This window comes from Pseudomonas sp. 22082, from assembly GCF_052046055.1.
Classification (GTDB): Bacteria; Pseudomonadota; Gammaproteobacteria; order Pseudomonadales; family Pseudomonadaceae; genus Aquipseudomonas; species Aquipseudomonas pharyngis.
Genome location: NZ_JBQEQB010000022.1, coordinates 86,731 through 111,942, shown reverse-complemented (window position 1 = coordinate 111,942; position 25,212 = coordinate 86,731). Strand labels below are relative to the sequence as shown.

Sequence of the window (25,212 nt, the reverse complement as noted above, 5' to 3'; positions counted from 1 at the left end):
GTCTGTAGCTTAGCCTTTTGCCAGCAGGCGGCGAAAGCTTTGCCGGCCTTGCAGCACAAGTTCGCAACAATTGTTGTGCAGAGTGCGTCAGCGTCGAAATTGCCGGCCTGCTCGGGCCCCGATTCAGGTAGAATGCGCGCCCGGTTTTTGGAGAAGCTCATGACCCTGCTCAAATTCAGCGATGTGTCCCTTGCATTCGGCGCGATGCCGTTGTTGGACAAGGTGTCCTGGCAGATCGCCCGTGGTGAGCGGGTGTGCATCATCGGCCGCAACGGCACTGGCAAATCCAGCATGATGAAACTGGTCAAGGGCGACCAGAAGCCTGATGACGGCTCGGTGTGGCGTGCCCCCGGTCTGAAAATCGGTGAATTGCCGCAGGAATTGCCGGTGGCCGACGAGCGGACTGTGTTCGACGTGGTCGCCGAAGGTCTCGACGGCGTTGGCGCCTTGCTCGCCGAATACCATCACCTGAGCCAGAACATCGTCACCGATGCCGATCTGGACAAGCTGATGCACGTCCAGCACGACCTCGAAGCCCGCGATGGCTGGCGCTTGCAGACCCTGGTCGACAGCACCCTGAGCCGCCTGCAACTGCCGGCCGACAAGACCCTCGCCGAACTGTCCGGCGGCTGGCGTCGTCGTGTGTTGCTGGCGCAGGCGCTGGTGTCCGAACCGGATCTGCTGCTGCTCGACGAACCGACCAACCACCTGGACATCGGTGCGATTGCCTGGCTTGAAGAAGCGCTGAAGGATTTCCAGGGCGCCGTGCTGTTCATCACGCACGACCGTTCTTTCCTGCAAAACCTTGCCACCCGCATCCTCGAACTGGATCGCGGTGGCCTGATCGACTGGAACGGCGACTACGCCAGTTTCCTCGTCCATAAAGAAGCCGCGCTGGCCGCCGAAGAAACCGCCAACGCGCTGTTCGACAAGCGTCTGGCCCAGGAAGAAGTGTGGATTCGCCAGGGCATCAAGGCTCGTCGTACCCGTAACGAAGGCCGCGTACGTGCGCTGAAAGCCCTGCGCGTGGAGCGCAGCGAGCGTCGCGAGCGCACCGGCAAGGCCAACATCCAGCTGGAAACAGCGGAGAAGTCCGGCAAGCAGGTAATGGTGCTGGATAACGTGAGCTTCGCGCATCCGGGCGGTCCGTTCCTGATCCGCGATTTTTCCATGGTGCTGCAACGCGGCGACCGGATCGGCCTGCTCGGCGCCAACGGTACCGGCAAGACTACCCTGCTGAAACTGATGCTCAGCGGTCTGCAACCGACCAGCGGCAAAGTGGAAGAGGGCACCAGGATCGACGTGGCCTACTTCGACCAGTTGCGCCATCAGCTGGATCTGGAAAAAACCGTGATCGACAACGTCGCCGAAGGTCGGGACTTCATCGATATCGACGGCCAGAGCCGCCACGTGCTCAGCTACCTCGGCGACTTCCTGTTCAGCCCGCAGCGTGCCCGCACGCCGGTGAAGGCGTTGTCCGGTGGCGAGCGTGCGCGTCTGCTGCTGGCCAAACTGTTCAGCAAGCCGGCGAACCTGCTGGTACTCGACGAACCGACCAACGACCTCGACGTGGAAACCCTCGAGCTGCTCGAAGAAGTGCTGCTGACCTTCAACGGCACCGTGCTGATGGTCAGCCACGACCGGGCATTCCTCGACAACGTGGTCACCAGCACCCTGGTCTTCGAAGGTGAAGGCAAGGTTCGCGAATACGTCGGCGGCTATCAGGACTGGATCCGTCAGGGCGGTTCGCCGCGTCTGCTGGGCGTGACGGAAAGCAAATCCGGCAAGGCTGACCTGAACTCGGCGGTGGTCACTGCTGAGCCGGCTCCGGTTGCCGCACCTGTTGCTGCGGCCCCGGCTGCGAAGAAGAAGCTGAGCTACAAGCTTCAACGCGAGCTGGAAGCCTTGCCGGGCGATATCGACGCCAAAGAGCAGCAGATTGCTGCTGTCGAGGCTGAAATGGCTGAGGCCGGTTTCTATCAGCGTCCGCCGGCCGAGACGGCCAAGGTCATTGCTTCTCTGGAGCAATTGCAGGCGGAGCTGGATGCCTTGGTCGAGCGCTGGGCCGAGCTCGACGCCTGATTGATTCCAGGCATGAAAAAGCCCGGCGTCCAGTGATGGGCGCCGGGCTTTTCAGCTTTTCATAAGTGACTGGTATCAGCGTTTGATCAGGTGCACCGCCAACACATCGCATGGTGCGCCGTGCAGCACGTCATTGGCGGTCGAGCCCAGCAACAATGCAAGACCATGCCGGCCGTGGCTGCCGACCACGATCAGGTCGCACTGCTGTTCCTTGGCAAAATGGTGGATTTCCTGACGTGGCTGGCCATAGGTCAGGTGGCAGTTGGCGCCTTCGAGCTCGGTGTACTTGTGCTTCAGGCGTTCGAGTCGTTCCTTGGCCTGGTCGAACTGCTGTTGTTGCAGTTGTGACAGATCCATCGGCACGTCACCGCCGAAGGCCATGGCCATCGGTTCAACGATATGCACCAGCGACAGCTTGGCGCCATTGCTTACCGACAGCTCTCGGGCGCGGTGGATCACAGGGTCGCACTCTTCGGTCAGATCTACGGCGACCAGGATATGGTGGTAGGGCATGAGGTGCTCCTCGTGAGGGATCAATATTGGTAAGTATGGCTGGTTTCAAGCGCATTGGTTCCAAAGTGACGCAATGGGCTCATCAGGATTCGGGAGTAGAGATATGACGGTCTGGCTGGTGGTGTCAATCCTGCTGGTGGTGTTGAGTCCGTTGGCATGGTTGCGTCCGTCCCGTGCTCAGAGTGGCCGGATAGCCCTGCGCACGGAGGCCCGGCGCATCGGGCTGGCCATGCAGCTGGCGCCTCAGGAATGGCCGCACTGGATGTCTCAGGAGCCGCCTAGCCCGTGTGCGCAATACCATCGGCCACGCCGTGGCAAACAGCCGGCGTGCTGGACGTATTGGCAGAAATCCCCGGGTGTTTGGGTGAATCAGTGGCAGGAAGTCTGTGACGATCCGCTGTTGCTGAATCATTTCGAAAAATTGCCGGGCAACGTTTTCAAGGTCGAGGCCGACAAGCAGATGATCGCCCTTTATTGGGGCGAGAAGGGGGATGCGTCGGTTTTGCTGGATATTGATGCCACGCTGAAAGCGCTGGCATGACTTGCGGATTTTTCGCGCTGCAACGGTGCGAAACGTCTGGCAGACGCGCAATAAAAAGCCCGACATGATTCATCGGGCGGGGTTGGCCAGGCAGGCCGGAAAGTCTTTTTGGCGTTGAATCGGGTGATCCGGTCAACAAACGTGCGCCTGTTTTCCTTCGTAGTCCAGCCAGCGTAGCCTGTTAAACAAGGCGTGCCGTGAATTAGGGCGACTTTTCTAACTATTAATCTTATGAATGCCCCCACATGCAAGCGTGTGTGGCCGGGCTGCGTCCTACAGAAATGACCGCAAAGTCGCATTTCAACCCGTATTTTGGGCGATTGACAATTGTCGGAAATTCCGTGAAGGTGGCGTACCCAAATCAAACGGGCGTATGAATTGAGCGTTTGTATTGCAGACTGCTCCTACAGAATCCCGACTATCGCGTTGGCGGGTGTGCCGGGTGGATGGGTGTCAGCATCGACGAAAAAGCGTCCTGCCGAGCCATTCGCCTGCGTCCGACGTGTACTGTTCAGCTTCCATATCGTGGAGATCAGTTGATGATTTACGAAGGTAAAGCCATCACGGTTAAAGCTCTTGAAAGTGGCATCGTCGAATTGAAATTCGACCTCAAGGGTGAGTCCGTCAACAAGTTCAACCGTCTTACCCTGAACGAACTGCGTCAGGCCGTAGACACCATCAAGGCAGATGCTTCGATCAAGGGCGTGATCGTCAGCAGTGGCAAGGACGTGTTCATCGTCGGCGCCGACATCACCGAATTTGTCGACAACTTCAAGCTGCCGGATGCCGAGCTGGTTGCTGGCAATCTCGAAGCCAACAAGATCTTCAGCGATTTCGAAGACCTCAACGTTCCGACCGTCGCCGCGATCAATGGCATCGCTTTGGGTGGGGGGCTGGAAATGTGCCTGGCAGCGGACTACCGCGTCATGTCGACCAAGGCCAAGATCGGTCTGCCGGAAGTCAAACTGGGCATCTACCCTGGCTTCGGCGGCACCGTGCGTCTGCCGCGCCTGATCGGTGCCGACAACGCCATCGAGTGGATTGCCGCCGGCAAGGAAAACCGTCCTGAAGACGCGCTGAAAGTCGGCGCCGTCGATGCCGTGGTTGCCCCTGAAAAACTGCAGGATGCTGCCCTTGAACTGATCAAGCGCGCCATTTCCGGCGAGTTCGACTACAAGGCCAAGCGTCAGCCTAAGCTGGAAAAGCTCAAGCTGAACGCCATTGAACAAATGATGGCTTTCGAAACCGCCAAAGGTTTTGTGGCTGGCCAGGCTGGCCCGAACTATCCGGCCCCGGTCGAAGCGATCAAGACCATCCAGAAAGCCGCGAATTTCGGTCGTGACAAGGCGCTGGAAGTCGAAGCGGCAGGTTTCGTGAAACTGGCCAAGACCTCTGCCGCGCAGAGCTTGATCGGTCTGTTCCTGAACGATCAGGAACTGAAGAAAAAGGCCAAGGCCTACGACGAAATCGCCAAGGACGTGAAGCAGGCCGCCGTACTGGGCGCTGGCATCATGGGTGGCGGTATCGCCTATCAGTCGGCTTCCAAAGGTACGCCGATCCTGATGAAGGACATCAACGAGCACGGCATCGAGCAAGGTCTGGCTGAAGCCGCCAAGCTGCTGGTCGGTCGCGTTGACAAGGGCCGCATGACCGCCGCGAAAATGGCTGAAGTGCTCAACGGCATTCGTCCTACGCTGTCTTACGGCGATTTCGGTCACGTTGACCTGGTCGTTGAAGCCGTGGTCGAGAACCCGAAGGTCAAGCAAGCCGTTCTGGCGGAAGTCGAAGACAAGGTCAAAGAGGACACCATCCTCGCGTCCAACACCTCGACCATTTCCATCAGCCTGCTGGCCAAGGCCCTCAAGCGTCCGGAAAACTTCGTCGGCATGCACTTCTTCAACCCGGTGCACATGATGCCGCTGGTGGAAGTAATCCGCGGCGAGAAATCCAGCGAGCAGGCCATCGCCACCACCGTTGCCTACGCCAAGAAAATGGGCAAGAACCCGATCGTCGTCAACGACTGCCCGGGCTTCCTGGTCAACCGCGTACTGTTCCCGTACTTCGGCGGTTTCGCCAAGCTGGTCAGCGCCGGTGTGGACTTCGTCCGTATCGACAAGATCATGGAAAAATTCGGCTGGCCGATGGGCCCAGCGTACCTGATGGACGTGGTCGGTATCGACACCGGTCACCACGGTCGTGACGTGATGGCCGAAGGCTTCCCGGATCGCATGAAGGACGACCGTCGTTCGGCCATCGACGTGCTTTACGAAGCCAAGCGTCTGGGCCAGAAGAACGGCAAGGGCTTCTATGCCTACGAGGCCGACAAGAAAGGCAAGCAGAAGAAAGTCGCCGATCCGTCGGTACTGGAAGTACTCAAGCCGATCGTTTACGAGCAGCGCGAAGTCACTGACGAAGACATCATCAACTGGATGATGATCCCGCTGTGCCTGGAAACCGTGCGTTGCCTGGAAGACGGCATCGTCGAAACCGCCGCCGAAGCCGACATGGGGCTGGTCTACGGTATTGGTTTCCCTCCATTCCGTGGCGGTGCGCTGCGCTACATCGACTCGATCGGTGTTGCCGAGTTCGTTGCCCTGGCCGACCAGTACGCTGATTTGGGCGCGCTGTACCACCCGACCGCGAAGCTGCGCGAAATGGCCAAGAACGGCCAGAGCTTCTTCGGTTAAGCGCCCCCAACTAGAGTGAGAGTGAACTTATGAGCTTGAATCCTAGAGACGTCGTGATTGTCGACTTCGGTCGTACTCCGATGGGCCGCTCCAAGGGCGGCATGCACCGCAACACCCGCGCCGAAGACATGTCGGCGCACCTGATCAGCAAATTGCTGGAACGCAACACCAAGGTCGATCCTGCCGAAGTCGAGGACGTGATCTGGGGCTGCGTCAACCAGACCCTGGAGCAGGGCTGGAACATCGCGCGCATGGCGTCGCTGATGACCCAGATCCCGCACACTTCGGCCGGCCAGACCGTCAGCCGTCTGTGCGGCTCGTCGATGAGCGCGCTGCACACCGCGGCGCAAGCGATCATGACCGGCAACGGTGACGTGTTCGTGGTTGGCGGCGTCGAGCATATGGGTCACGTGAGCATGATGCACGGTGTCGATCCGAACCCGCACATGTCCCTGTACGCGGCGAAAGCCTCGGGCATGATGGGCCTGACCGCTGAAATGCTGGGCAAAATGCACGGCATCACTCGCGAACAGCAGGACGCCTTTGGCGTGCGTTCCCACCAGTTGGCCCACAAGGCGACTGTGGAAGGCAAGTTCAAGGACGAAATCATCCCGATGCAGGGTTACGACGAGAACGGTTTCCTGAAAACCTTCGACTACGACGAAACCATTCGTCCGGAAACCACCCTGGAAAGTCTGGCGGCTCTGAAGCCGGCGTTCAATCCAAAGGGCGGCACCGTGACGGCCGGTACTTCGTCGCAGATCACCGATGGTGCTTCGTGCATGATCGTGATGTCGGCACAGCGCGCACAGGACCTGGGCATCCAGCCTATGGCGGTGATTCGCTCGATGGCGGTAGCGGGTGTGGACCCGGCCATCATGGGCTATGGTCCGGTACCGGCTACTCAGAAAGCACTGAAACGTGCTGGCCTGGGTATCAACGATATCGACTTCTTCGAGCTCAACGAAGCGTTCGCCGCACAGGCCCTGCCAGTGCTGAAAGACCTGAAAGTGCTCGACAAGATGAATGAGAAGGTTAACCTGCACGGCGGCGCGATCGCCCTGGGTCACCCGTTCGGTTGCTCCGGTGCCCGTATTTCCGGCACGTTGCTGAACGTGATGAAGCAGAATGGCGGCACCTTCGGGGTGGCCACCATGTGCATTGGCCTCGGCCAAGGCATCTCCACCGTCTTCGAACGCGTTTAAGCGTCTCGTCGATGGAAGCCGGGGCCAAGTGCCCCGGTTTTTGTTTTTGCGGATTTATTTTGTTTTTATTTTGAAAATATTTGAGTGAGGGCCAAAGCATGCCGATACAACCTGGGCTCTACCAACATTACAAAGGTCCGCAGTACCGCGTATTCAGTGTCGCGCGGCATTCCGAGACCGAAGAAGAAGTGGTCTTTTACCAAGCCCTGTATGGCGATTACGGCTTTTGGGTACGTCCCTTGAGCATGTTCCTGGAGTCCGTCGAGGTTGACGGCGAGCAGGTCCCACGCTTTGCTTTGGTGCAAGCCGAACCGAGCCTTTTTTCGAAGCCGTAAGGCGAGTGCGCGCAAAACCCTGCGCTTGACCTCACCTTGTAGCCACTATATATAGCGGTGCCGCGTCAGGCGCCAACCGCCTTTCACTTCTAGAATTCAGGAATTTTCTGATCCATGGGCAAATCGCTGGTCATTGTGGAATCCCCGGCTAAGGCCAAGACCATCAACAAGTATCTGGGCAACCAATACGTGGTGAAGTCGAGTATCGGCCATATCCGAGACCTGCCCACCAGCGGTTCGGCTAGCGCCAGCAAGGAGCCAGCCGCCAAGCGCGGCAAGGCTGCTGCGGGCGAAGCGCCAGCGCTGTCGCCGAAAGAGAAGGCGCGCAAGCAGCTGGTCTCGCGTATGGGAGTCGATCCTGAACACGGCTGGAAAGCCAAGTACGAGATCCTCCCGGGCAAGGAAAAGGTCATCGAAGAGCTGCGCCGGCTCGCCAAGGATGCTGACACCATCTATCTCGCAACCGACTTGGACCGCGAGGGGGAAGCCATTGCCTGGCACCTGCGCGAAGCCATCGGTGGTGACGACAGCCGCTACAAGCGCGTGGTGTTCAACGAAATCACCAAGAAGGCGATTCAGGAAGCCTTCTCGGAGCCGGGCGAACTCGACATCGATCGAGTGAACGCGCAGCAGGCCCGTCGTTTCCTCGACCGCGTCGTCGGCTACATGGTCTCGCCGCTGCTGTGGGCGAAGATCGCCCGTGGTCTGTCCGCCGGTCGCGTGCAATCGGTTGCCGTGAAACTGGTGGTCGAGCGTGAACGTGAAATCCGCGCGTTCAACCCGGAAGAGTACTGGGAAGTGCATGCCGATCTCGGCACCGCCAAAGGCTCGACCGTGCGTTTCGAAGTGGCTCGCGAGAAAGGCGAAGCCTTCAAGCCGCTGAACGAAGCCCAAGCGACGGCAGCGCTGGAGAAGCTCAAGTCCTCCAGCTACAGCATCGTCAAGCGTGAAGACAAGCCGACCAGCAGCAAGCCGTCGGCACCGTTCATCACCTCCACACTGCAACAGGCCGCGAGCAACCGCCTGGGCTTCGGTGTGAAGAAAACCATGATGATGGCCCAGCGTCTGTACGAAGCCGGCTACATCACTTATATGCGTACCGACTCGACCAACCTCTCGGCTGATGCCGTGGCGATGGCGCGCGATTACATCGAAACCGAGTTCGGCAAGAAATACCTGCCGGAGTCGCCGAATGTCTACAGCAGCAAGGAAGGCGCACAAGAGGCTCACGAAGCGATTCGTCCTTCCGACGCCAACACCACGCCAAGCAAGCTGGCCGGCATGGAGCGCGACGCTGAGCGCCTCTATGAGCTGATCTGGCGCCAGTTCCTGGCTTGCCAGATGCTGCCGGCGCAATACCTGTCGACCACCGTCAGCGTCGCTGCCGGCGACTTCGAGCTGCGCGCCAAGGGCCGCATCCTGAAGTTCGACGGTTACACCCGTGTGCTGCCGCAAATCACCAAGCCTGGCGACGATGACGTTCTGCCTGATATGGCGCAGGGCGACGTGATGAAGCTGATCAAGCTCGATCCGTCCCAGCACTTCACCAAGCCGCCGGCCCGTTATTCGGAAGCCAGCCTGGTGAAGGAAATGGAAAAGCGCGGCATCGGTCGTCCTTCGACCTACGCAGCGATCATCTCGACCATTCAGGATCGCGGCTACGTGACCCTGCACAACCGTCGTTTCTATTCGGAAAAGATGGGCGACATCGTTACCGAGCGTCTGTCGGAAAGCTTCTCGAATCTCATGGACTACGGCTTCACCGCCGGCATGGAAGAGAATCTCGATGACGTGGCCCAGGGTGAACGCGACTGGAAAAACGTGCTGGACGAGTTCTACGGCGACTTCAAGAAAAAACTCGAAGTGGCGGAGAATCCGGAAGCCGGCATGCGTGCCAACCAGCCGGTGATGACCGATATCCCGTGCACCACCTGCGGCCGTCCGATGCAGATTCGTACTGCCTCGACTGGTGTGTTCCTTGGTTGCTCGGGCTACAGCCTGCCGCCGAAAGAGCGCTGCAAGGCCACCGTCAACCTGGTGCCGGGCGACGAAATCGCGGCTGATGACGAAGGTGAGTCGGAATCCCTGGTATTGCGCGGCAAGCACCGCTGCCCGATCTGCAGCACGGCGATGGATGCCTACCTGCTCGACGAAAAGCGCAAGCTGCACATCTGCGGTAACAACCCGGATTGCGCCGGCTACGAAATCGAAGAAGGTAGCTACCGCATCAAGGGCTACGAGGGGCCGAGCCTGGAATGCGACAAGTGCGGCAGCGAGATGCAGCTCAAGACCGGCCGTTTCGGCAAGTTCTTCGGTTGCACCAACCCGACGTGCAAGAACACCCGCAAGCTGCTGAAAAGCGGTGATGCGGCGCCGCCGAAGATGGATCCGGTGAAGATGCCTGAGCTGAAATGCGAGAAGGTCAACGACACCTACATCCTGCGTGACGGAGCGTCCGGCCTGTTCCTGGCGGCCAGTCAGTTCCCGAAAAACCGCGAGACCCGTGCTCCGCTGGTGATCGAGATTCTGCCGCACAAGGACGAGATCGATCCGAAGTACCACTTCCTGTGCGAAGCGCCGCAGAAGGATCCGGATGGTCTGCCAGCCGTGATCCGCTACAGCCGCAAGACCAAAGAACAGTATGTTCAGACCGAAGTCGACGGCAAGCCGACTGGCTGGAAAGCGTTCTTTGACGGTGGCAAGTGGACGGTTGAGGACAAGCGTCCGGCGAAAGCCAAGGCGTGAGCTGACTCCGACCTTGCGATGGGCTGATGTTATCGGCCCAATACGACAAAAGGCCGCATGACAACCTTCGGGTTTTCATGCGGCCTTTTTGTTTAATGCTTGCGGTTGGATCGGCTGATCCATGACACTGTCCGGCCTGTGTGAAGCAATTATTTCGATGTGGAGAGTGCCGACATGGCCCACGAACTCTATACCCGTACCAATCAGAAGATCTATTTCGCGGGTTTGTCGCTGGAAGCGCTGGCCAGGGCCGAAGAGGGGCGGGCGATGAACTCGCTGGCGCTGATTCAGGCCGGGCGCGAATCCGCACTGTTTCATCTCTACGGTGCGTTGTTGGGGTTGTGTCATGAAATCGCCGGCTTCTACCGTCTGCCGCAAGCCAATACGTCGCGGGCGGAAACTCTGCTGACCCGCGAAGTGCTGGAGTCGATTGCCATTCCTGAGCTGGCAGAGATGATTGAGCTGGCGGGCAATCCGGAGACCTGGCTGTCTAAGTTACTGGCTGCGCATTCGGCGTTGTTTCAGCCGCCACGCGTGCCACACAAGCCGAAGGGCGATGTGACGCAGCCATTGATTCAGGCAGTGAATCTGGATGAAGAAGAGGTGGTTGAAGAGTTGAGCCGTGAAGAGCTCGAGAGCTGGCGGCAGAACCTCAAGGGGCTGGCGCTCCGTTTCCGTGAAGGCTTGAGCGAGTGCTGAGGGGCGTGGGTTGGCGGCGACGAGAGGCGTGCTGCTGGTCAAGATCCCGAGCGAAGCCTGAATGATGTCTATATAATCCCTGCCTTTCGTGGAGATCAGACCTATATGCCAACGTCCTTTCTAGAAATTGTCGAGCTACCAGACGGCCGAATCGAACTGCGCAGGGCCGAGGACGAGGGTTCTCTGGTGACTCTGGATTTCTCCGAGGATGCCAAGGCGTTTTTGCAGGGCCAGCACGTTGAAATTGCCAAAGCGATGTTGAGCGTTGGCGTGCAAATGGCGGGGCGTATGGTTGAAGGCGAATTCGATAAAGATGAGGGGCCGCGGGTTCTTCATTGATCCGCTGTCTGTCAGTCACTGCTCCAGACCGGCTTCTCTATCCTTGGAGAAGCCCTGCGCTTAACTTGGCGCACATTGTTGCTGAATCAACCCAAACGAATGTTCAGGCTTTGAGCGTCCCCGGTGCGGGCGGCGCTGATCAGCTGTTGCCGTGACCCTGCGCTTAGTGGGTTCAGCCACGTGACGACCGTGTGGCTGCGGCCCAGGCGTAGGGCTTCGCAGGCCAGTTGCTGAGCGCTTTGGGCGCCGCGTGGTTGCAGGAGCAGGATGCGTTCGCGATTCAATCCAGCGTCCCGCAGCCAGGTCTGAGTCAGGCTGGCAGGCGGTGCAATCAGGGTCAGCCAGCGTGCGTCCTGATCCTCGCTCAGTTCGCGAAGAATCGGTGCCAGCAGGCTCAGGCAGTTCCCGGTCGCGCCGCGTAGTGACAGCTCGCTGAACGCTTCAGGTTCGGTATTCCACGGACGCTCGACAACATCCTTGAGGATGGGGGCGAGTGGTTGCGCCAGAAATGCCTCGAACAACGGCAGTTGTGTTTGCTGAGGTGCGTGTGGGAACTGCATAAAGCCTCCTTTAGCGGCGGATGACGCCGACACTCAAGCCTTCGATAACCAGTTCCTGGTCTTTCAGGTTGACTTCGATAGGGGCGAACTCGGGGTTTTCGGCAATCAGCCAGACTTTGCTGCCGTCACGCTTGAAGCGTTTGACGGTGACTTCGTCGCCGATCCGGGCAACCACGATCTGACCGTTGCGTGCCTCGCGGGTGGTGTGAACCGCCAGCAAGTCGCCGTCGAAAATACCGATGTCCTTCATGCTCATGCCGTGGACGCGCAACAGGTAGTCGGCGCGCGGATGAAAGAAGGCCGGATTGATGTTGCAGGACTCCTCGATGTGTTGCTGAGCGAGAATCGGCGCGCCGGCAGCTACTCGACCGATGATCGGCAGCGTGGACTCGTCGACCTTGGCTTCAAAACCGGGAATGCGAATGCCGCGAGAAGCGCCGGGTGTCATCTCGATCGCGCCTTTGCGGGCAAGCGCCTTGAGATGTTCTTCGGCCGCGTTGGGCGATTTGAAACCCAGTTCCTGAGCGATTTCCGCACGGGTCGGCGGGTAACCGTTGTCTTCGAGGCAGCGTTTGATAAAGGCCAGAATCTCGGCTTGGCGTGGCGTCAGCTTAAGCATATTGATCGCTCTGTCTTTTTATACAGTGACTGGGATTATATACAGTGAAGCGGTCTTGGCAATCATCGTTTTTTGCCATGCCGCCGGACGGTCAGTGACGGCGCTGATTAATGTGGCGTCCTTGTTGTGGTTAAATAACTGACCGACCATTCCCAAAACGAACTGGCAGGCTTGACAAGGCATAGACTGAAACGTATGTTTCAAACAAGTGTTTGTCAGGCGGAGTAGCCATGGCCCAGTCGGAAACCGTTGAACGCATTCTTGATGCTGCAGAACAGCTGTTCGCGGAAAAAGGTTTCGCTGAAACCTCATTGCGTCTGATCACCAGCAAGGCAGGGGTCAACCTCGCTGCGGTGAACTATCACTTCGGCTCGAAGAAGGCGCTGATCCAGGCGGTTTTCTCGCGCTTCCTTGGTCCGTTCTGCATCAGCCTCGACAAAGAGCTGGAGCGCCGCCAGGCCAAACCAGAGAACAAGCCTTCGCTCGAAGAGTTGCTGGAAATCCTCGTCGAGCAAGCGTTGGTAGTACAGCCACGCAGCGGCAACGATCTGTCGATCTTCATGCGTTTGCTCGGTTTGGCCTTCAGTCAGAGCCAGGGCCACTTGCGCCGTTATCTGGAAGACATGTACGGCAAGGTATTCCGCCGCTACATGTTGCTGGTGAATGAAGCTGCGCCGCGTATTCCACCAATCGAACTGTTCTGGCGCGTGCACTTCATGCTCGGCGCTGCGGCGTTCAGCATGTCCGGGATCAAGGCCTTGCGTGCGATTGCCGAGACCGATTTCGGCGTCAACACCTCCATCGAGCAGGTGATGCGTCTGATGGTGCCGTTCCTGGCGGCCGGCATGCGTGCCGAAACCGGCGTCACGGACACGGCCATGGCCACAGCGCAGTTGCGTCCACGCAGCAAATCCGCGCCGGTACCTGCCAAGGTTTGACCGTTCATGGGTGGGCGCGACAGCTGACATCCGCTAAGCTAGCCGCCCATGTCGACTCTCGTTCTGAACCCGTTTCTCATCGAAATCACCGACCCGCCGGGCAATGTCCCTGGTGGTGATTTCGTGGGCGACGGGTTTTTCGTTTTCAAGGAATCTCTATGACTGCTGGCCTGCAAGGCTCGTTGATGGTGGACGTCGCCGGTACCTGGCTGACGGCCGAAGATCGCCAATTGTTGCGCCAGCCCGAAGTGGGCGGCCTGATCATCTTTGCCCGCAACATCGAGCATCCGCGCCAGGTGCGCGAACTGAGCGCGGCGATCCGTGCCATTCGTCCGGACTTGTTGCTGGCGGTGGATCAGGAAGGCGGTCGCGTCCAGCGTCTGCGTCAGGGCTTCGTCCGTTTGCCAGCCATGCGCGCCATCGCTGATAACCCGAACGCCGAGTATCTGGCCGAGCAATGCGGCTGGATCATGGCCACCGAAGTGCTGGCAGTCGGACTCGACCTGAGCTTCGCGCCGGTGCTGGATCTGGATTACCAGCGCAGCGCCGTGGTCGGCACCCGCTCGTTTGAAGGTGACCCGGAGCGCGCCGCACTGCTCGCAGGCGCTTTCATCAAAGGCATGAACAGCGCGGGCATGGCCGCCACCGGCAAGCATTTCCCTGGCCACGGCTGGGCGGAAGCCGACTCCCATGTCGCAATCCCCAACGACGAGCGCAGCCTCGAAGAGATCCGCGCCAACGACCTGGTGCCGTTCGCCAGACTCAGCAAGCAATTGGCCGCCGTCATGCCGGCCCACGTGATTTATCCGCAAGTCGACACACAACCTGCCGGTTTCTCCCGGCGCTGGTTGCAGGACATCCTGCGCGGCGAGTTGCAGTTCGACGGCGTGATCTTCAGCGACGACCTGTCGATGGCCGGCGCCCACGTGGTTGGCGACGCCGCCAGCCGTATCGAAGCGGCACTGAGTGCCGGTTGCGACATGGGCCTGGTGTGCAACGACCGCGCAGCTGCCGAGCTGGCCCTGAGTGCCGCGCAGCGCATGAAGGTCAAGCCGTCGCCGCGCATCGCACGCATGCGCGGTCAGGCATTCGCCAATACCGAATACCGTCAGGATCCGCGCTGGCTGACCGCCGTCGGCGCGCTCAAAGACGCTCAACTGATCGATTAAGGATTTTTTCGCTATGACGGTTTACGCAATCATTGGCGGCACTGGCCTGACCCAGCTGGAAGGCCTGAGCATTCGTCAGTCGCTGGCGGTGGATACGCCTTATGGCGCGCCATCGGCCGAGGTCCAGATTGGCGAGTACGCCGGTAAGGAAGTGCTGTTCCTCGCTCGTCACGGCCACCCGCATCGCTTCCCGCCGCACAAGGTCAACTACCGCGCCAACCTTTGGGCATTGAAGCAGGCAGGGGCTGAAGCAATCATTGCGGTCAACGCCGTGGGCGGGATTCATCCTGCAATGGGCACCGGACATTTCTGCGTGCCGCATCAGATCGTGGACTACACCAGCGGTCGCGAGCACACCTATTTCGCCGATGATCTGGAACATGTCACACACATCGACTTCAGCTTTCCCTACAGCGAACCGCTGCGTCAGCGACTGATTGCTGCATTGGCCGCGGAAGGGTGTGAATACAGCGATCAAGGCGTTTATGCCTGTACCCAGGGCCCGCGTCTGGAAACCGTGGCCGAGATCGTGCGACTGGAGCGTGACGGCTGCGACATCGTCGGCATGACCGGCATGCCGGAAGCGGCGCTGGCTCGCGAGCTGGATCTGGATTACGCGTGTCTGTCGCTGGTGGTAAACCCGGCGGCGGGCAAGACCACTGAAGTGATCACCATGGCCGAGATCGAGCAGGCGCTGCATGACGGGATGGGCAAGGTGAAATCGACGTTGGCGCGGGTGCTGAAGGGCTGAGTCTGGCTCAAAACCGAGTCGAGCCATTCGCGGGCAAGTCCGCTCCCACAGGTTAAGCGCTATCTCTGTGGGAGCGGGCTTGCCCGCGAATCGATCTGGTAGACGACAAAGACTTCAGCGCTTGTCGAATTTGTCCGGCAGCGGCGCAAACAGCGCCTCGATATCATCACTCTGCAATTTCCAGTCCCCGGCCTTGCGCCCATCCAGCACGCCGGCCGCCAGGTCGGATTTTTCCCGCTGCAAGTGTTGAATCTTCTCCTCGACCGTGCCCCGGGCAATCATCTTGTAGACGAACACCGGCTTCTCCTGGCCAATGCGATACGCGCGGTCGGTTGCCTGATTTTCGGTCGCCGGGTTCCACCACGGATCGTAGTGAATCACCGTGTCCGCTTCTGTCAGGTTTAGACCCACGCCGCCAGCCTTCAGGCTGATGAGAAAGATCTGACGCTTGCCGCTCTGGAATTCCTTCACCGGTGTACGCCGATCACGGGTCTGTCCCGTCAACAGCGCATAGGCGACATTGCGTTTTTTCAGCTCGTCCTCGATCAGTGACAGCATCGAAGTGAACTGCGAGAACAGCAGAATCCGCCGTCCTTCCTCAAACAACTCCTCGAGCATTTCCATCAGGCTGTCGAGCTTGCCTGATGTGCTGCCGCGAGCGGGCAGGGTGGCGTCGTTGACCAGGCGCAAATCGCAACAGACCTGACGCAGCTTGAGCAGCGCCTCGAGAATGATGATCTGACTGCGCGCCACGCCTTTACGGGTGATTTCGTCGCGAACCTTTTTATCCATGGCCAGGCGCATGGTTTCGTACACGTCGCGCTGCGCTTCGTTGAGCTCGACCCAATGAATGATTTCGGTTTTCGGCGGCAGCTCGGTCGCAACCTGCTCCTTGGTGCGGCGCAGCAGAAACGGTTTGATCCGACCGTTGAGGTGCTGAAGTCTGACTTCGCTCGCGCGTTTTTCAATCGGCACGCGGTAATCGGCGTTGAAGCTTTTGACGTCGCCGAGCCAGCCGGGCAGCAGGAAGTGAAACAGTGACCACAGTTCGCCCAGGTGGTTTTCCAGTGGTGTACCGCTCAGGCACAGGCGCTGACGCGCATTGAGTTCACGGGCAGCCTGTGCAGCTTTGCTGTTCGGGTTCTTGATGTACTGCGCTTCGTCCAGCACCAGTACGTGCAGCGGCTGCTTGGCCAGACGTTCGACATCCTTGGGCAGCAGCGCATAAGTGGTGAGGATCAGGTCGTAATCGGCCAGATGCTCGAAATGCTTTTTACGGCTGGCACCGTACAGCGCGACAACCTTGAGCTGTGGCGTGAAGTGCGCCGCTTCGTCGAGCCAGTTGGGAATCAGGCTGGTAGGCATTACCACCATGCTCGGGCGATCCAGGCGTCCGGCGTTCTTCTCGCTGAGAATGTGCGCCAATGTCTGTAGGGTTTTGCCCAAGCCCATGTCGTCCGCGAGAATCCCGCCGACCTCAAGTTGCCGCAGCGACTGCATCCAGCTCAAGCCTTCGAGCTGATAAGGACGCAGCGTCGCATTCAGCCCCTTCGGTGCTTTGGCGCTGTAATCGCGGATGTCGCGCAAGCGCTGGGCGAAGCTGCGAATCTGCTCGCCACCCTCCCAGAGCAGGGGAATGCCTTCCAGCGAATTCAGGCGCGTGGCGTCGGCCTTGCTCAGGCGCAGGGTGGTTTCGCCCGGCTCCTGAAGATAGAACTCGCCAAGGGTCGCCAGCACCGGTTTCAGGCGACCGAGGGGCAGGGCAACTTGCAACGGCCCGTGCTCGCTGTTGCGTTGCGGGATGTTCACCAGAATCAGTTCATCATCGCGACGGCGGGCGAGACGTTCCGGGTTGAGGATTTCCGTGTGCGAACGCATCAGGTTGAGCAGGATCGGCAGCAGGCTCAGGCGCTCACCGTTGACGATGATCCCGAGCTCCAGATCGAACCAGTCGCGTTCCGGCGTCTGCTCGACGGTGGCGTACCAGTCGTCCACGGCAGTCAGGTCGAAACCGAACTCATCATCGACCAGCAGCTCCCAGCCCTGGGTGCGCAGCTTCGGCAGATCGTTGAGGGTGAACGTCAGCCAGGCGCTGTCGTTGACCATCTCGTAGAGTTCTCCGGCGCTTTCCGGCAGGGCTTTGCTCTGCCGGGTGGCGATGCGGAAACCGAGAATTCGCAACTGCTCGCGGTAGCTTTGCTCGACGTCCGGATGGCGCTTGACCCGCAGGGTCTGCGCTTCCTGGCGAATCAGAATGTCGCTGTTCTTCTGGCCGCTGACGTATTCGTCGAGGTAACTGAAGGACAGCGCCGCGCGATGTTGGATATAACGCTGCATTTTGCCGTTACGCGGTTCGAATGCGCTGAACTCGACGCTGGCCAGCCACAAGCGCGGCACCGGTTGCACGTTGTCCACCAGCACTTGCGGCGGCGCTTTCGGGCTGCGGTTTTCCAGTACGGCCTGGAGTTTTTCCAGCAGTTCGGCGTCTTTGGCGGCGGCGGGGTATTCGAGGGTTTCCTGCACTTGCAGCAACACCGCCGCGCAATGTTTGCAGTTGCTGTGCACCGGGCAGGTGCAGGTGGCGTCGACCATCAGCAGCGTGCCTTTGGCCGACTCGCGCAGATGAATCGTCTGACGGTACACATTACCGCCAGAACCTTCGCAGCTGGCGGTAATGGTCGCGTCGCCGACCTGCACGAATCGCACCCGGTTTTCCAGGGCATAGCGGCGGCCACGCTCCAGGCTTTGTTCCTTGAACCGACTGACCCAGGAGGAGGCCAGCGGTTTACTCAGAGGCGGGGACATAAGGACTTCAGTCAGTCCGGAATGGCTTCAGGCGCTTCCCGAGGCGCGGGCGCCGTCAGTGAAGTGATCTTGATCAGCAGGGCCAGGTGGCCGTTATCGAGGTAGTTGAGTTGGCCATTTTTGGTATGGCTGTCCTGTTTCAGGCGCTCGCTGGCGGTGACCATGCCGTTGGCGTCGATCTGGTTGACCCAGAAGTCGGCGTTCACGTCGGTGAAGCGCCCGAGCTTCATTTCAATCGTGCCTTCGATCGGGAACTGGCCGAACTGCTCCTGACCTTCGCTGACCGCCACTTTGGCAGGCGTCTCGCCCAGCGTCTGCTGCCAGGCTTTGTGCATCAGCACGCTGTATTCGCCGCTTGCGGTGAGTTTGGTCACAACGTCGTTCAGCGCCGGCGTGCGTTTACTGTCATCGCTCAGCCGCTGGGCGCCCGCCGCCCAGTCTTCCGGTGCCGCGCGGCTGACAATCGCCGGGACGGCGTTCTGGCGTACCAGAATCATTTCGACCTGATACAGGTCATCGGCAAACGCCGTCGGTGCTACCAGAGTCAGTAGCAAGGTCAATGAGCGAAACAGGCGCATGCGGCGTCCTTCAAGCAGTTTTCGGGATGAGGCGCTCGAACAGCGCCTCCACAGTATTAAAGCGCTCTTCCGGGCGCTCCATCGGCACCTGGAACTTGAACATCGTGGCGCCTTCGAATTTGTAGCGTTTTGGCTGACTCTGGATCAGTTTGATCAGGGTCATCGGGTCGACCGGCGTCTGCGCCGCGAACTCGATGCGTCCGCCTTGCGGACCGCCATCGACTTTCTTGATGCCCAACTGTTCGGCCTGCAATTTCAGCGCCGTGATGCGTACCAGATTCTTGGTTGGCTCCGGCAGCAGACCAAAGCGGTCAATCATCTCGACCTGCAGATCCTTCAGACCTTCCTCGTCGGTGGCCGAAGCGATGCGTTTGTAAAGGATCAGGCGTGCGTGAACGTCCGGCAGGTAATCTTCCGGAATCAGCGCCGGCACCCGCAGGTTGACCTCCGGGCCACCGCCGAGCGGTTGATCGAGGTTCGGCTGTTCGCCCTTGCGGATCGACTTCACCGCGCGCTCGAGCATTTCCATGTACAGCGTGAATCCAACGGCCTGAATCTGCCCGCTCTGGCCGTCGCCCAGCAGTTCGCCGGCGCCACGGATTTCCAGGTCGTTGGTGGCCAGCACGAAGCCAGCGCCAAGATCCTGAGTATTGGCAATCGCCTCCAGACGTTTTTCCGCATCGCCGGTGATCTGCTGGCGCGGTGGGGTCAGCAGGTAGGCGTAAGCCTGGTGGTGGCTACGCCCAACGCGGCCGCGCAACTGGTGCAACTGCGCCAGACCGAACTTGTCGGCACGCTCGATGATGATGGTGTTGGCGCTCGGCACGTCGATGCCGGTCTCGATGATGGTCGAGGCGATCAGCACGTTGAAGCGCTTGTGGTAGAAGTCGCTCATCACCTGTTCGAGTTCGCGTTCGCGCATCTGCCCGTGGCCGATGCCGATTCGCGCTTCCGGCACCAGTTCGGCCAGTTCGGCGGCGCATTTCTCGATGGTTTTCACGTCGTTGTGCAGGTAATAGACCTGACCGCCACGCAGCAACTCACGCAGCAGGGCTTCTTTGACCGTGCTCTTGTTCTGCTCCATGACGAAGGTGCGCACCGACAGGCGTCGCGCCGGTGGTGTGGCGATGATCGACAGGTCGCGCATGCCCGACACCGCCATGTTCAGCGTGCGCGGAATCGGCGTGGCGGTCAGCGTAAGAATGTCGACTTCGCTGCGCAGGGCCTTGAGCTGCTCCTTCTGACGGACACCGAAACGGTGCTCTTCGTCGATGATCACCAGCCCGAGGTTTTTGATTTTGACGTCATCCTGCAGCAACTTGTGAGTGCCGATGACGATGTCGATATTGCCTTCGGCCAGTTGGGCCACCGCTGCGTTGACTTCCTTGGCCGACTTGAAGCGGCTCATCACTTCCACGGTCACCGGCCAGTCGGCGAAGCGGTCGCGGAAGCTGTTGTAGTGCTGCTGGGCGAGCAGGGTGGTCGGCACGAGGATCGCCACTTGCTTGCCGCCGTGCACGGCGATGAACGCGGCGCGCATGGCGACTTCGGTCTTGCCGAAACCCACATCGCCGCAGACCAGGCGATCCATCGGCTTCGGCGCGAGCATGTCTTCGCGCACGGCTTCGATGGTGGATTGCTGGTCCGGGGTTTCTTCGAACGGGAAACCGGCGCTGAACGTCGCGTAATCGGCCTTCGGATCGGCAAACGCATAACCTTCGCGGGCGGCGCGACGGGCGTAGATGTCGAGCAGTTCGGCAGCCACGTCGCGGACCTGTTCAGCGGCCTTGCGCTTGGCTTTCTGCCAGGTCTCGGAGCCGAGGCGGTGCAGCGGGGCCAGTGCGTCGTCGCTGCCGGTGTAACGGGCGATCAAATGCAGGTTGGCCACCGGCACGTAGAGCTTGGCGTTCTCGGCGTATTCGAGGGTCAGGAATTCGGCAGCCTGATTGTCGATTTCCAGAATCGTCAGGCCGAGATAACGACCGACACCATGGTCGATGTGCACCACCGGCGCGCCTTCGCGCAGCTCGGTGAGGTTCTTGATCACCGCATCGTTGTTGGCATCGGCGCGCTTTTCGCGACGGCGACGCTGCATCACGCGCTGGCCGAACAGCGGACTTTCCGCGACCAGTGCCAGCGCCGGGTCGTCCAGCATCAGGCCTTCGTCGAGCGGGGCAATGGTGATCGCCAGGCGATCCTTGCTTGCGACAAAGTCCGGCCAGCTGTCGACGGTTTTCGGCCGCAGCTTCAGGCGATCCAGCAACTCCAGCAGCACCTCGCGACGACCGGCGGATTCGGCGGTGAACAGCACGCGTCCGGGGAATTCATCGAGGAATGCCGAGAGTGCAGCAAGCGGCTGGGTAGCTTTGGCTTCGATCGCCAGATTCGGCAAGGCCTGCGCCGGGAAGCGCTCGCGGCCGGCACCGGTTTCCACGTCCTGCTGGCTGGCGACCACGCGCGGCCAGTTCTTCAGGCGAGCGAAGCAGTCTTCCACCGGCAGGAACAGTTCGGCCGGCGGCAATAAAGGACGCGAGGGATCGACGCGGCGTTCTTCATAACGATTGCGCACATCGTTCCAGAAGTTTTCCGCCGCCTGCTCGATGCCCGGCAGCGAGAACACTTGGGTATCTTGCGGCAGGTAATCGAACAGGGTCGAGGTTTCTTCGAAGAACAGTGGCAGGTAGTACTCGATACCGGCCGGCGTGATGCCGCTGCTCAGGTCCTGGAAGATCGGGCAGCGGCGGAAATCGACGTCGAAGCGCTCGCGAAAGCGCGCCTTGAAGCGGGTGACCGCCTCTTTTTGCAGCGGGAATTCCTTGGCCGGCAGCAGCTTGACCGAATCGACTTTGTCGATGGAGCGCTGATTTTCCGGATCGAAGGTGCGCAGGGTTTCGATTTCGTCGTCGAACAAGTCGATGCGATAGGGCAGTTTGCTGCCCATCGGGAACAGGTCGATCAGTGCACCGCGGACCGTGAACTCACCGTGCTCGTAGACGGTGTCGACGTAGCGATAGCCGCTGGCTTCGAGCCGCGAGCGCATCTGCTCGACATCGAGTTTCTGCCCGACATCCAGCACCAGGCTGCTGCCGAGCAGGAATTTAGTCGGCGCCAGACGATGCAGGGCGGTGGTGATCGGCACCACCAGCACGCCATGTTCCAGCTCCGGCAGCCTATAAAGGCTGGCGATGCGCTGAGAAATGATGTCCTGGTGCGGCGAAAACAGATCGTAGGGCAGGGTTTCCCAGTCCGGGAAATGCAGCACCGGCAAATCCGGGGCGAAGAAACTCAGCTCCTGTTCCAGCCGTTCGGCACTCTGGCTGTCGGCGGTCAAAAGCAGCGTGAAGCGCTTGGCAGCGCTGGCAGCCTCGGCAATCGCCAGGCTCAGGGCGGCACCGGGGAGGTTGCCCCAGTGCTGTTTACCTGCCGCAGCAGGGAGAAGCGGTAGACGCAGAACAGGCACGGAAGGTTGAGCTCCAGGCGTTGCGACAAAGTCGGTAATTGTAGCGGCGTCCGGTGCCGCCTGTCAGTTGCAGGATGCGTCTATCTGCACCGTTTGGGAAAAATGTAGTGGTAACCATAAAAACCAGCGCTTTTTTTACGGTTATGTAGTGCCAAAAGTCGGTGGTGTTACGGAGGGTTACAGACATCGTCTAACAGTCGTCGAAAAACTGACTGCGCTGGAAGCCCCGGTTTTACTGGGCTGGCGGAGAGCGTTATTTTTTTGGACGGGTTTTTGTTACCGATTGCGCGACAGGCGCGCATTGCTACAAGAGGTTCTCGGCGGCATAATGTAGCCCCTTTTTTCTGCCCCTACATGTGGAAGGTTACCGTGACTCAGAAGCCCGACCAGTGTCTTGGTGAATGGATCGACCGTGAAGCACTCGCAGAAGCGATGATTCCGCTTATCGGTCAGCTCTACCGCAACAACAACGTGGTGAGCTCGATCTATGGCCGCAGCCTGATCAACCAGTCTGTCATCGCGATTCTCAAAGCTCACCGCTTTGCTCGCCACCGCTCTGCCGACGACAGCGAACTCTCCGTCCACGAAACATTCCCACTGCTCAAGGCCATGAGCGAGCTCAAGCTCGGCGCGGCCTCGGTAGATCTGGGCAAGCTGGCGTACAAATTCCGTAACGAAGGCAACGGCCGCACCGCCGAGCAGTTCGTGCGTGAAGAAATGGCTGACGTGGTTGGCCAGCAAAACGCTTCGGCCCGCAAAGGCACCGACGTTGTGCTGTACGGCTTCGGTCGTATCGGCCGTCTGCTGGCGCGTATCCTGATCGAGAAAACCGGTGGCGGCGACGGCCTGCGTCTGCGTGCCATCGTGGTGCGCAAGGGCGCCGAAAACGACCTGACCAAACGCGCCAGCCTGCTGCGTCGCGATTCGGTACACGGTTCGTTCAACGGCACCATCACCATCGACGAAGAAAACAACACCATCACCGCCAACGGCAACCTGATCCAGGTTATCTACGCGAAGAACCCTACCGAAGTGGACTACACCCAGTACGGCATCAAAGATGCGCTGCTGGTGGACAACACCGGTGTATGGCGTGATGCCGATGGCCTGGGCCAGCACCTGGCGTGCCCGGGTATCGACCGCGTTGTTCTGACCGCACCTGGCAAGGGCAAGCTGAAGAACATCGTTCACGGTATCAACCACAACGAAATCACGGCTGACGACAAGATCGTGTCCGCCGCTTCCTGCACCACCAACGCCATTGTGCCGGTGCTGAAAGCCGTGAATGACAAGTTCGGCATCATCAACGGTCACGTCGAAACCGTTCACTCGTACACCAACGACCAGAACCTGATCGACAACTTCCACAAAGGCGATCGCCGTGGCCGTAGCGCCGCGCTGAACATGGTGATCACCGAGACCGGTGCTGCCACCGCTGCTGCCAAGGCCCTGCCTGAGCTGGCCGGCAAGCTGACCGGTAACGCGATCCGCGTTCCGACGCCGAACGTGTCCATGGCCATTCTCAACCTGAACCTTGAGAAAGCCGCCTCCCGTGAAGAGATGAACGAGTACCTGCGCTACATGGCGCTGCACTCCGATCTGCACAAGCAAATCGACTTCGTCAATTCGCAGGAAGTGGTTTCGACCGACTTCGTTGGCTCGCGCCACGCCGGTGTGGTCGACGCTGAAGCGACCATCGTTCAGGACAACCGCGTTGTTCTGTACGTCTGGTACGACAACGAGTTCGGCTACAGCTGCCAGGTGGTTCGCGTGATGGAGGACATGGCCGGTGTAAACCCGCCAGCGTTCCCGCGCTAAGCCTTAGCTGCAATTGAAAACGCCCCGACTCTGGTCGGGGCGTTTTTGTTTGCGCGCGATTTGCCTTAGCGGGGGATGGCGGCTTGGGCCGTGCGCAGTTCGTGCCTGTTGCCACGGAATAGCACCAGCGTGGCGATCAGGCCCAATACGGCTGCGCCACTGAGCCAGATCCCCGGCGCCGCCTTGTTGTCCAGCACATGAATCAGATAAGTGCAGGCCGCCGGGGTAAAGCCACCGAAGGTCGCGGTCGCCAGGCTGTAGGCCAGCGAGAAACCGGTCGTACGAACTTCTACCGGCATGATTTCGGTGAGTGCCACCACCATTGCCCCGTTGTACGAGCCGTACAGGAAGGACAGCCACAGCTCGACGATCAGCAAATGGCTGAAGCTCGGGTTCGCCACCAGCCACGACAGCGCCGGATAAGCGGTCAGGATCGCCAGAATCGTCGCCGCCAGCAGTAGGGGTTTACGCCCAACCTTGTCAGACACCGCGCCCATCACCGGCAGCCAGAAGAAGTTCGACAGACCGATGCACACGGTCACCAGCAACGCATCGAAGTCCGACAGGTGCAGTTCCGCCTTGCCGAACGTCGGTGTGTAGGCCGTGATCAGGTAGAACGACACCGTGGTCATGACCACCAACGCCATGCCGGCGATGACGATGCCAAAGTTCTGACCGATCGAACGGATGATTTCCTGCAGGGTAGGGCGATGTTTGCGCGCCTGGAACTCCGGAGTTTCCTCCAGCGAGCGGCGGATGACGAAAATCACCGGGACGATCATGCAGCCGATCAGGAACGGCACGCGCCAGCCCCAGTCGCCCATCTGTTCCGGGCTCAGCCAGTGGTTGAGGCCGACCCCGAGCAGGCCGGCGAATACCACCGCCGCCTGCTGGCTGGCGGACTGCCAACTGACGAAAAAGCCCTTGCGGCCCGGTGTGGCGATTTCCGCCAGATACACCGACACACCGCCCAATTCGACGCCGGCCGAGAAACCTTGCAGCAATCGCCCGAACAGCACGATCAGCGGTGCAGCGACGCCCAGGGTGGCGTAGCCCGGCACGCAGGCAATCAGCACGGTGCCGGCCGCCATCATGGCCAGCGTGATGATCAGGCCTTGGCGCCGGCCGTGTCGGTCGATGTAGGCACCGAGAAAAATCGCCCCCAACGGACGCATCAGGAAGCCGGCGCCGAAAGTGGCCAAGGAAAGCATGAGGGACGCGAAGGCGCTGTCGGTAGGGAAGAAGGTCTTGGCAATGGCCGTGGCATAGAAGCCGTAGACCATAAAGTCGAACATCTCGAGAAAGTTGCCGCTGACAACGCGAAAAATCGCCTTGCCTTTGCCGGTCGTGGAAGACATGGGTAGGTAC

General features: G+C 59.9%; 19 protein-coding genes. 12 read left to right on the top strand and 7 right to left on the bottom strand.

Annotated features, from left to right (window positions below; translation table 11 throughout):
* Positions 1–159: 159 nt before the first annotated feature.
* On the top strand, positions 160–2,082 hold the full coding sequence (locus ACTJK9_RS23425; RefSeq protein WP_064381114.1) for an ATP-binding cassette domain-containing protein: 1,923 nt from the start codon (positions 160–162) through the stop codon (positions 2,080–2,082).
* A 75-nt stretch (positions 2,083–2,157) separates the two neighbouring features.
* Here the strand turns inward: ACTJK9_RS23425 and ACTJK9_RS23420 are convergent, their stop codons facing one another.
* The gene (locus ACTJK9_RS23420) at positions 2,158–2,595 is read right to left on the bottom strand and encodes a universal stress protein (protein ID WP_440816602.1); all 438 of its coding nucleotides are present in this window, start codon (positions 2,593–2,595) and stop codon (positions 2,158–2,160) included.
* A gap of 103 nt (positions 2,596–2,698) precedes the next feature.
* Here ACTJK9_RS23420 and ACTJK9_RS23415 point away from each other — a divergent pair, with 103 nt between their 5' ends.
* The 7 genes from ACTJK9_RS23415 to ACTJK9_RS23385 all read left to right on the top strand — a co-directional run bounded on the left by ACTJK9_RS23415 (position 2,699) and on the right by ACTJK9_RS23385 (position 11,146).
* Complete coding sequence (locus ACTJK9_RS23415) at positions 2,699–3,136, top strand: hypothetical protein (protein WP_085613116.1); 438 nt, start codon at positions 2,699–2,701, stop codon at positions 3,134–3,136.
* A gap of 539 nt (positions 3,137–3,675) precedes the next feature.
* Positions 3,676–5,823 carry a fatty acid oxidation complex subunit alpha FadB gene (gene fadB / locus ACTJK9_RS23410; protein ID WP_074689251.1) on the top strand — a complete coding sequence of 716 codons (2,148 nt, stop codon included), beginning with the start codon at positions 3,676–3,678 and terminating at the stop codon, positions 5,821–5,823.
* A 29-nt stretch (positions 5,824–5,852) separates the two neighbouring features.
* The gene (gene fadA / locus ACTJK9_RS23405; RefSeq protein ID WP_085613118.1) at positions 5,853–7,028 is read left to right on the top strand and encodes an acetyl-CoA C-acyltransferase FadA; all 1,176 of its coding nucleotides are present in this window, start codon (positions 5,853–5,855) and stop codon (positions 7,026–7,028) included.
* Between the two features lie 98 nt (positions 7,029–7,126).
* Positions 7,127–7,363, top strand: coding sequence for a DUF1653 domain-containing protein (locus ACTJK9_RS23400; protein ID WP_007953059.1), 237 nt, complete (start codon positions 7,127–7,129; stop codon positions 7,361–7,363).
* A 114-nt stretch (positions 7,364–7,477) separates the two neighbouring features.
* Positions 7,478–10,108 (top strand): type I DNA topoisomerase, encoded by a 2,631-nt coding sequence (topA, locus tag ACTJK9_RS23395; RefSeq protein ID WP_085613119.1) that lies wholly within the window; start codon positions 7,478–7,480, stop codon positions 10,106–10,108.
* Positions 10,109–10,282: 174 nt separating this feature from the next.
* Positions 10,283–10,807: a DUF6586 family protein gene (locus ACTJK9_RS23390; protein WP_085613120.1), complete on the top strand. Its 525-nt coding sequence runs from the start codon at positions 10,283–10,285 to the stop codon at positions 10,805–10,807.
* A 105-nt stretch (positions 10,808–10,912) separates the two neighbouring features.
* The gene (locus tag ACTJK9_RS23385) at positions 10,913–11,146 is read left to right on the top strand and encodes a hypothetical protein (protein ID WP_007953047.1); all 234 of its coding nucleotides are present in this window, start codon (positions 10,913–10,915) and stop codon (positions 11,144–11,146) included.
* Between the two features lie 86 nt (positions 11,147–11,232).
* On the opposite strand, the gene sulA is transcribed toward ACTJK9_RS23385, so the two are convergent.
* Both sulA and lexA read right to left on the bottom strand, forming a co-directional pair.
* Positions 11,233–11,706, bottom strand: a complete 474-nt coding sequence (gene sulA, locus ACTJK9_RS23380) for an SOS-induced cell division inhibitor SulA (RefSeq protein ID WP_085613121.1) — start codon at positions 11,704–11,706, stop codon at positions 11,233–11,235.
* 10 nt (positions 11,707–11,716) lie between these two features.
* Positions 11,717–12,325 (bottom strand): transcriptional repressor LexA, encoded by a 609-nt coding sequence (gene lexA, locus ACTJK9_RS23375; RefSeq protein ID WP_007953044.1) that lies wholly within the window; start codon positions 12,323–12,325, stop codon positions 11,717–11,719.
* 230 nt (positions 12,326–12,555) lie between these two features.
* On the opposite strand from lexA, the gene psrA reads away from it, so the two are divergent.
* The 3 genes from psrA (at position 12,556) to ACTJK9_RS23360 (ending at position 15,183) form a co-directional block, all read left to right on the top strand.
* Complete coding sequence (gene psrA / locus ACTJK9_RS23370) at positions 12,556–13,263, top strand: transcriptional regulator PsrA (protein ID WP_085613122.1); 708 nt, start codon at positions 12,556–12,558, stop codon at positions 13,261–13,263.
* 170 nt (positions 13,264–13,433) lie between these two features.
* Positions 13,434–14,432 carry a beta-N-acetylhexosaminidase gene (nagZ, locus tag ACTJK9_RS23365; protein ID WP_172829541.1) on the top strand — a complete coding sequence of 333 codons (999 nt, stop codon included), beginning with the start codon at positions 13,434–13,436 and terminating at the stop codon, positions 14,430–14,432.
* Between the two features lie 13 nt (positions 14,433–14,445).
* The gene (locus ACTJK9_RS23360; protein ID WP_064598112.1) at positions 14,446–15,183 is read left to right on the top strand and encodes an S-methyl-5'-thioinosine phosphorylase; all 738 of its coding nucleotides are present in this window, start codon (positions 14,446–14,448) and stop codon (positions 15,181–15,183) included.
* 114 nt (positions 15,184–15,297) lie between these two features.
* Here the strand turns inward: ACTJK9_RS23360 and ACTJK9_RS23355 are convergent, their stop codons facing one another.
* The 3 genes from ACTJK9_RS23355 to mfd are packed head-to-tail and all read right to left on the bottom strand — an operon-like array spanning position 15,298 to position 22,026.
* Positions 15,298–17,988, bottom strand: a complete 2,691-nt coding sequence (locus tag ACTJK9_RS23355) for a DEAD/DEAH box helicase (protein WP_221397812.1) — start codon at positions 17,986–17,988, stop codon at positions 15,298–15,300.
* Between the two features lie 11 nt (positions 17,989–17,999).
* Positions 18,000–18,566 (bottom strand): CsiV family protein, encoded by a 567-nt coding sequence (locus ACTJK9_RS23350; protein WP_221397811.1) that lies wholly within the window; start codon positions 18,564–18,566, stop codon positions 18,000–18,002.
* A gap of 10 nt (positions 18,567–18,576) precedes the next feature.
* Positions 18,577–22,026 carry a transcription-repair coupling factor gene (gene mfd / locus ACTJK9_RS23345; RefSeq protein WP_007953027.1) on the bottom strand — a complete coding sequence of 1,150 codons (3,450 nt, stop codon included), beginning with the start codon at positions 22,024–22,026 and terminating at the stop codon, positions 18,577–18,579.
* A gap of 354 nt (positions 22,027–22,380) precedes the next feature.
* Between mfd and ACTJK9_RS23340 the strand changes: the two genes are divergently transcribed.
* Positions 22,381–23,844, top strand: a complete 1,464-nt coding sequence (locus ACTJK9_RS23340) for a glyceraldehyde-3-phosphate dehydrogenase (protein ID WP_039772791.1) — start codon at positions 22,381–22,383, stop codon at positions 23,842–23,844.
* A gap of 65 nt (positions 23,845–23,909) precedes the next feature.
* Here ACTJK9_RS23340 and ACTJK9_RS23335 read toward each other — a convergent pair whose 3' ends face one another.
* A complete protein-coding gene (locus ACTJK9_RS23335) occupies positions 23,910–25,202 on the bottom strand; it encodes an MFS transporter (protein WP_039772790.1) in 1,293 nt (430 codons plus the stop codon).
* Positions 25,203–25,212 lie beyond the last annotated feature (10 nt).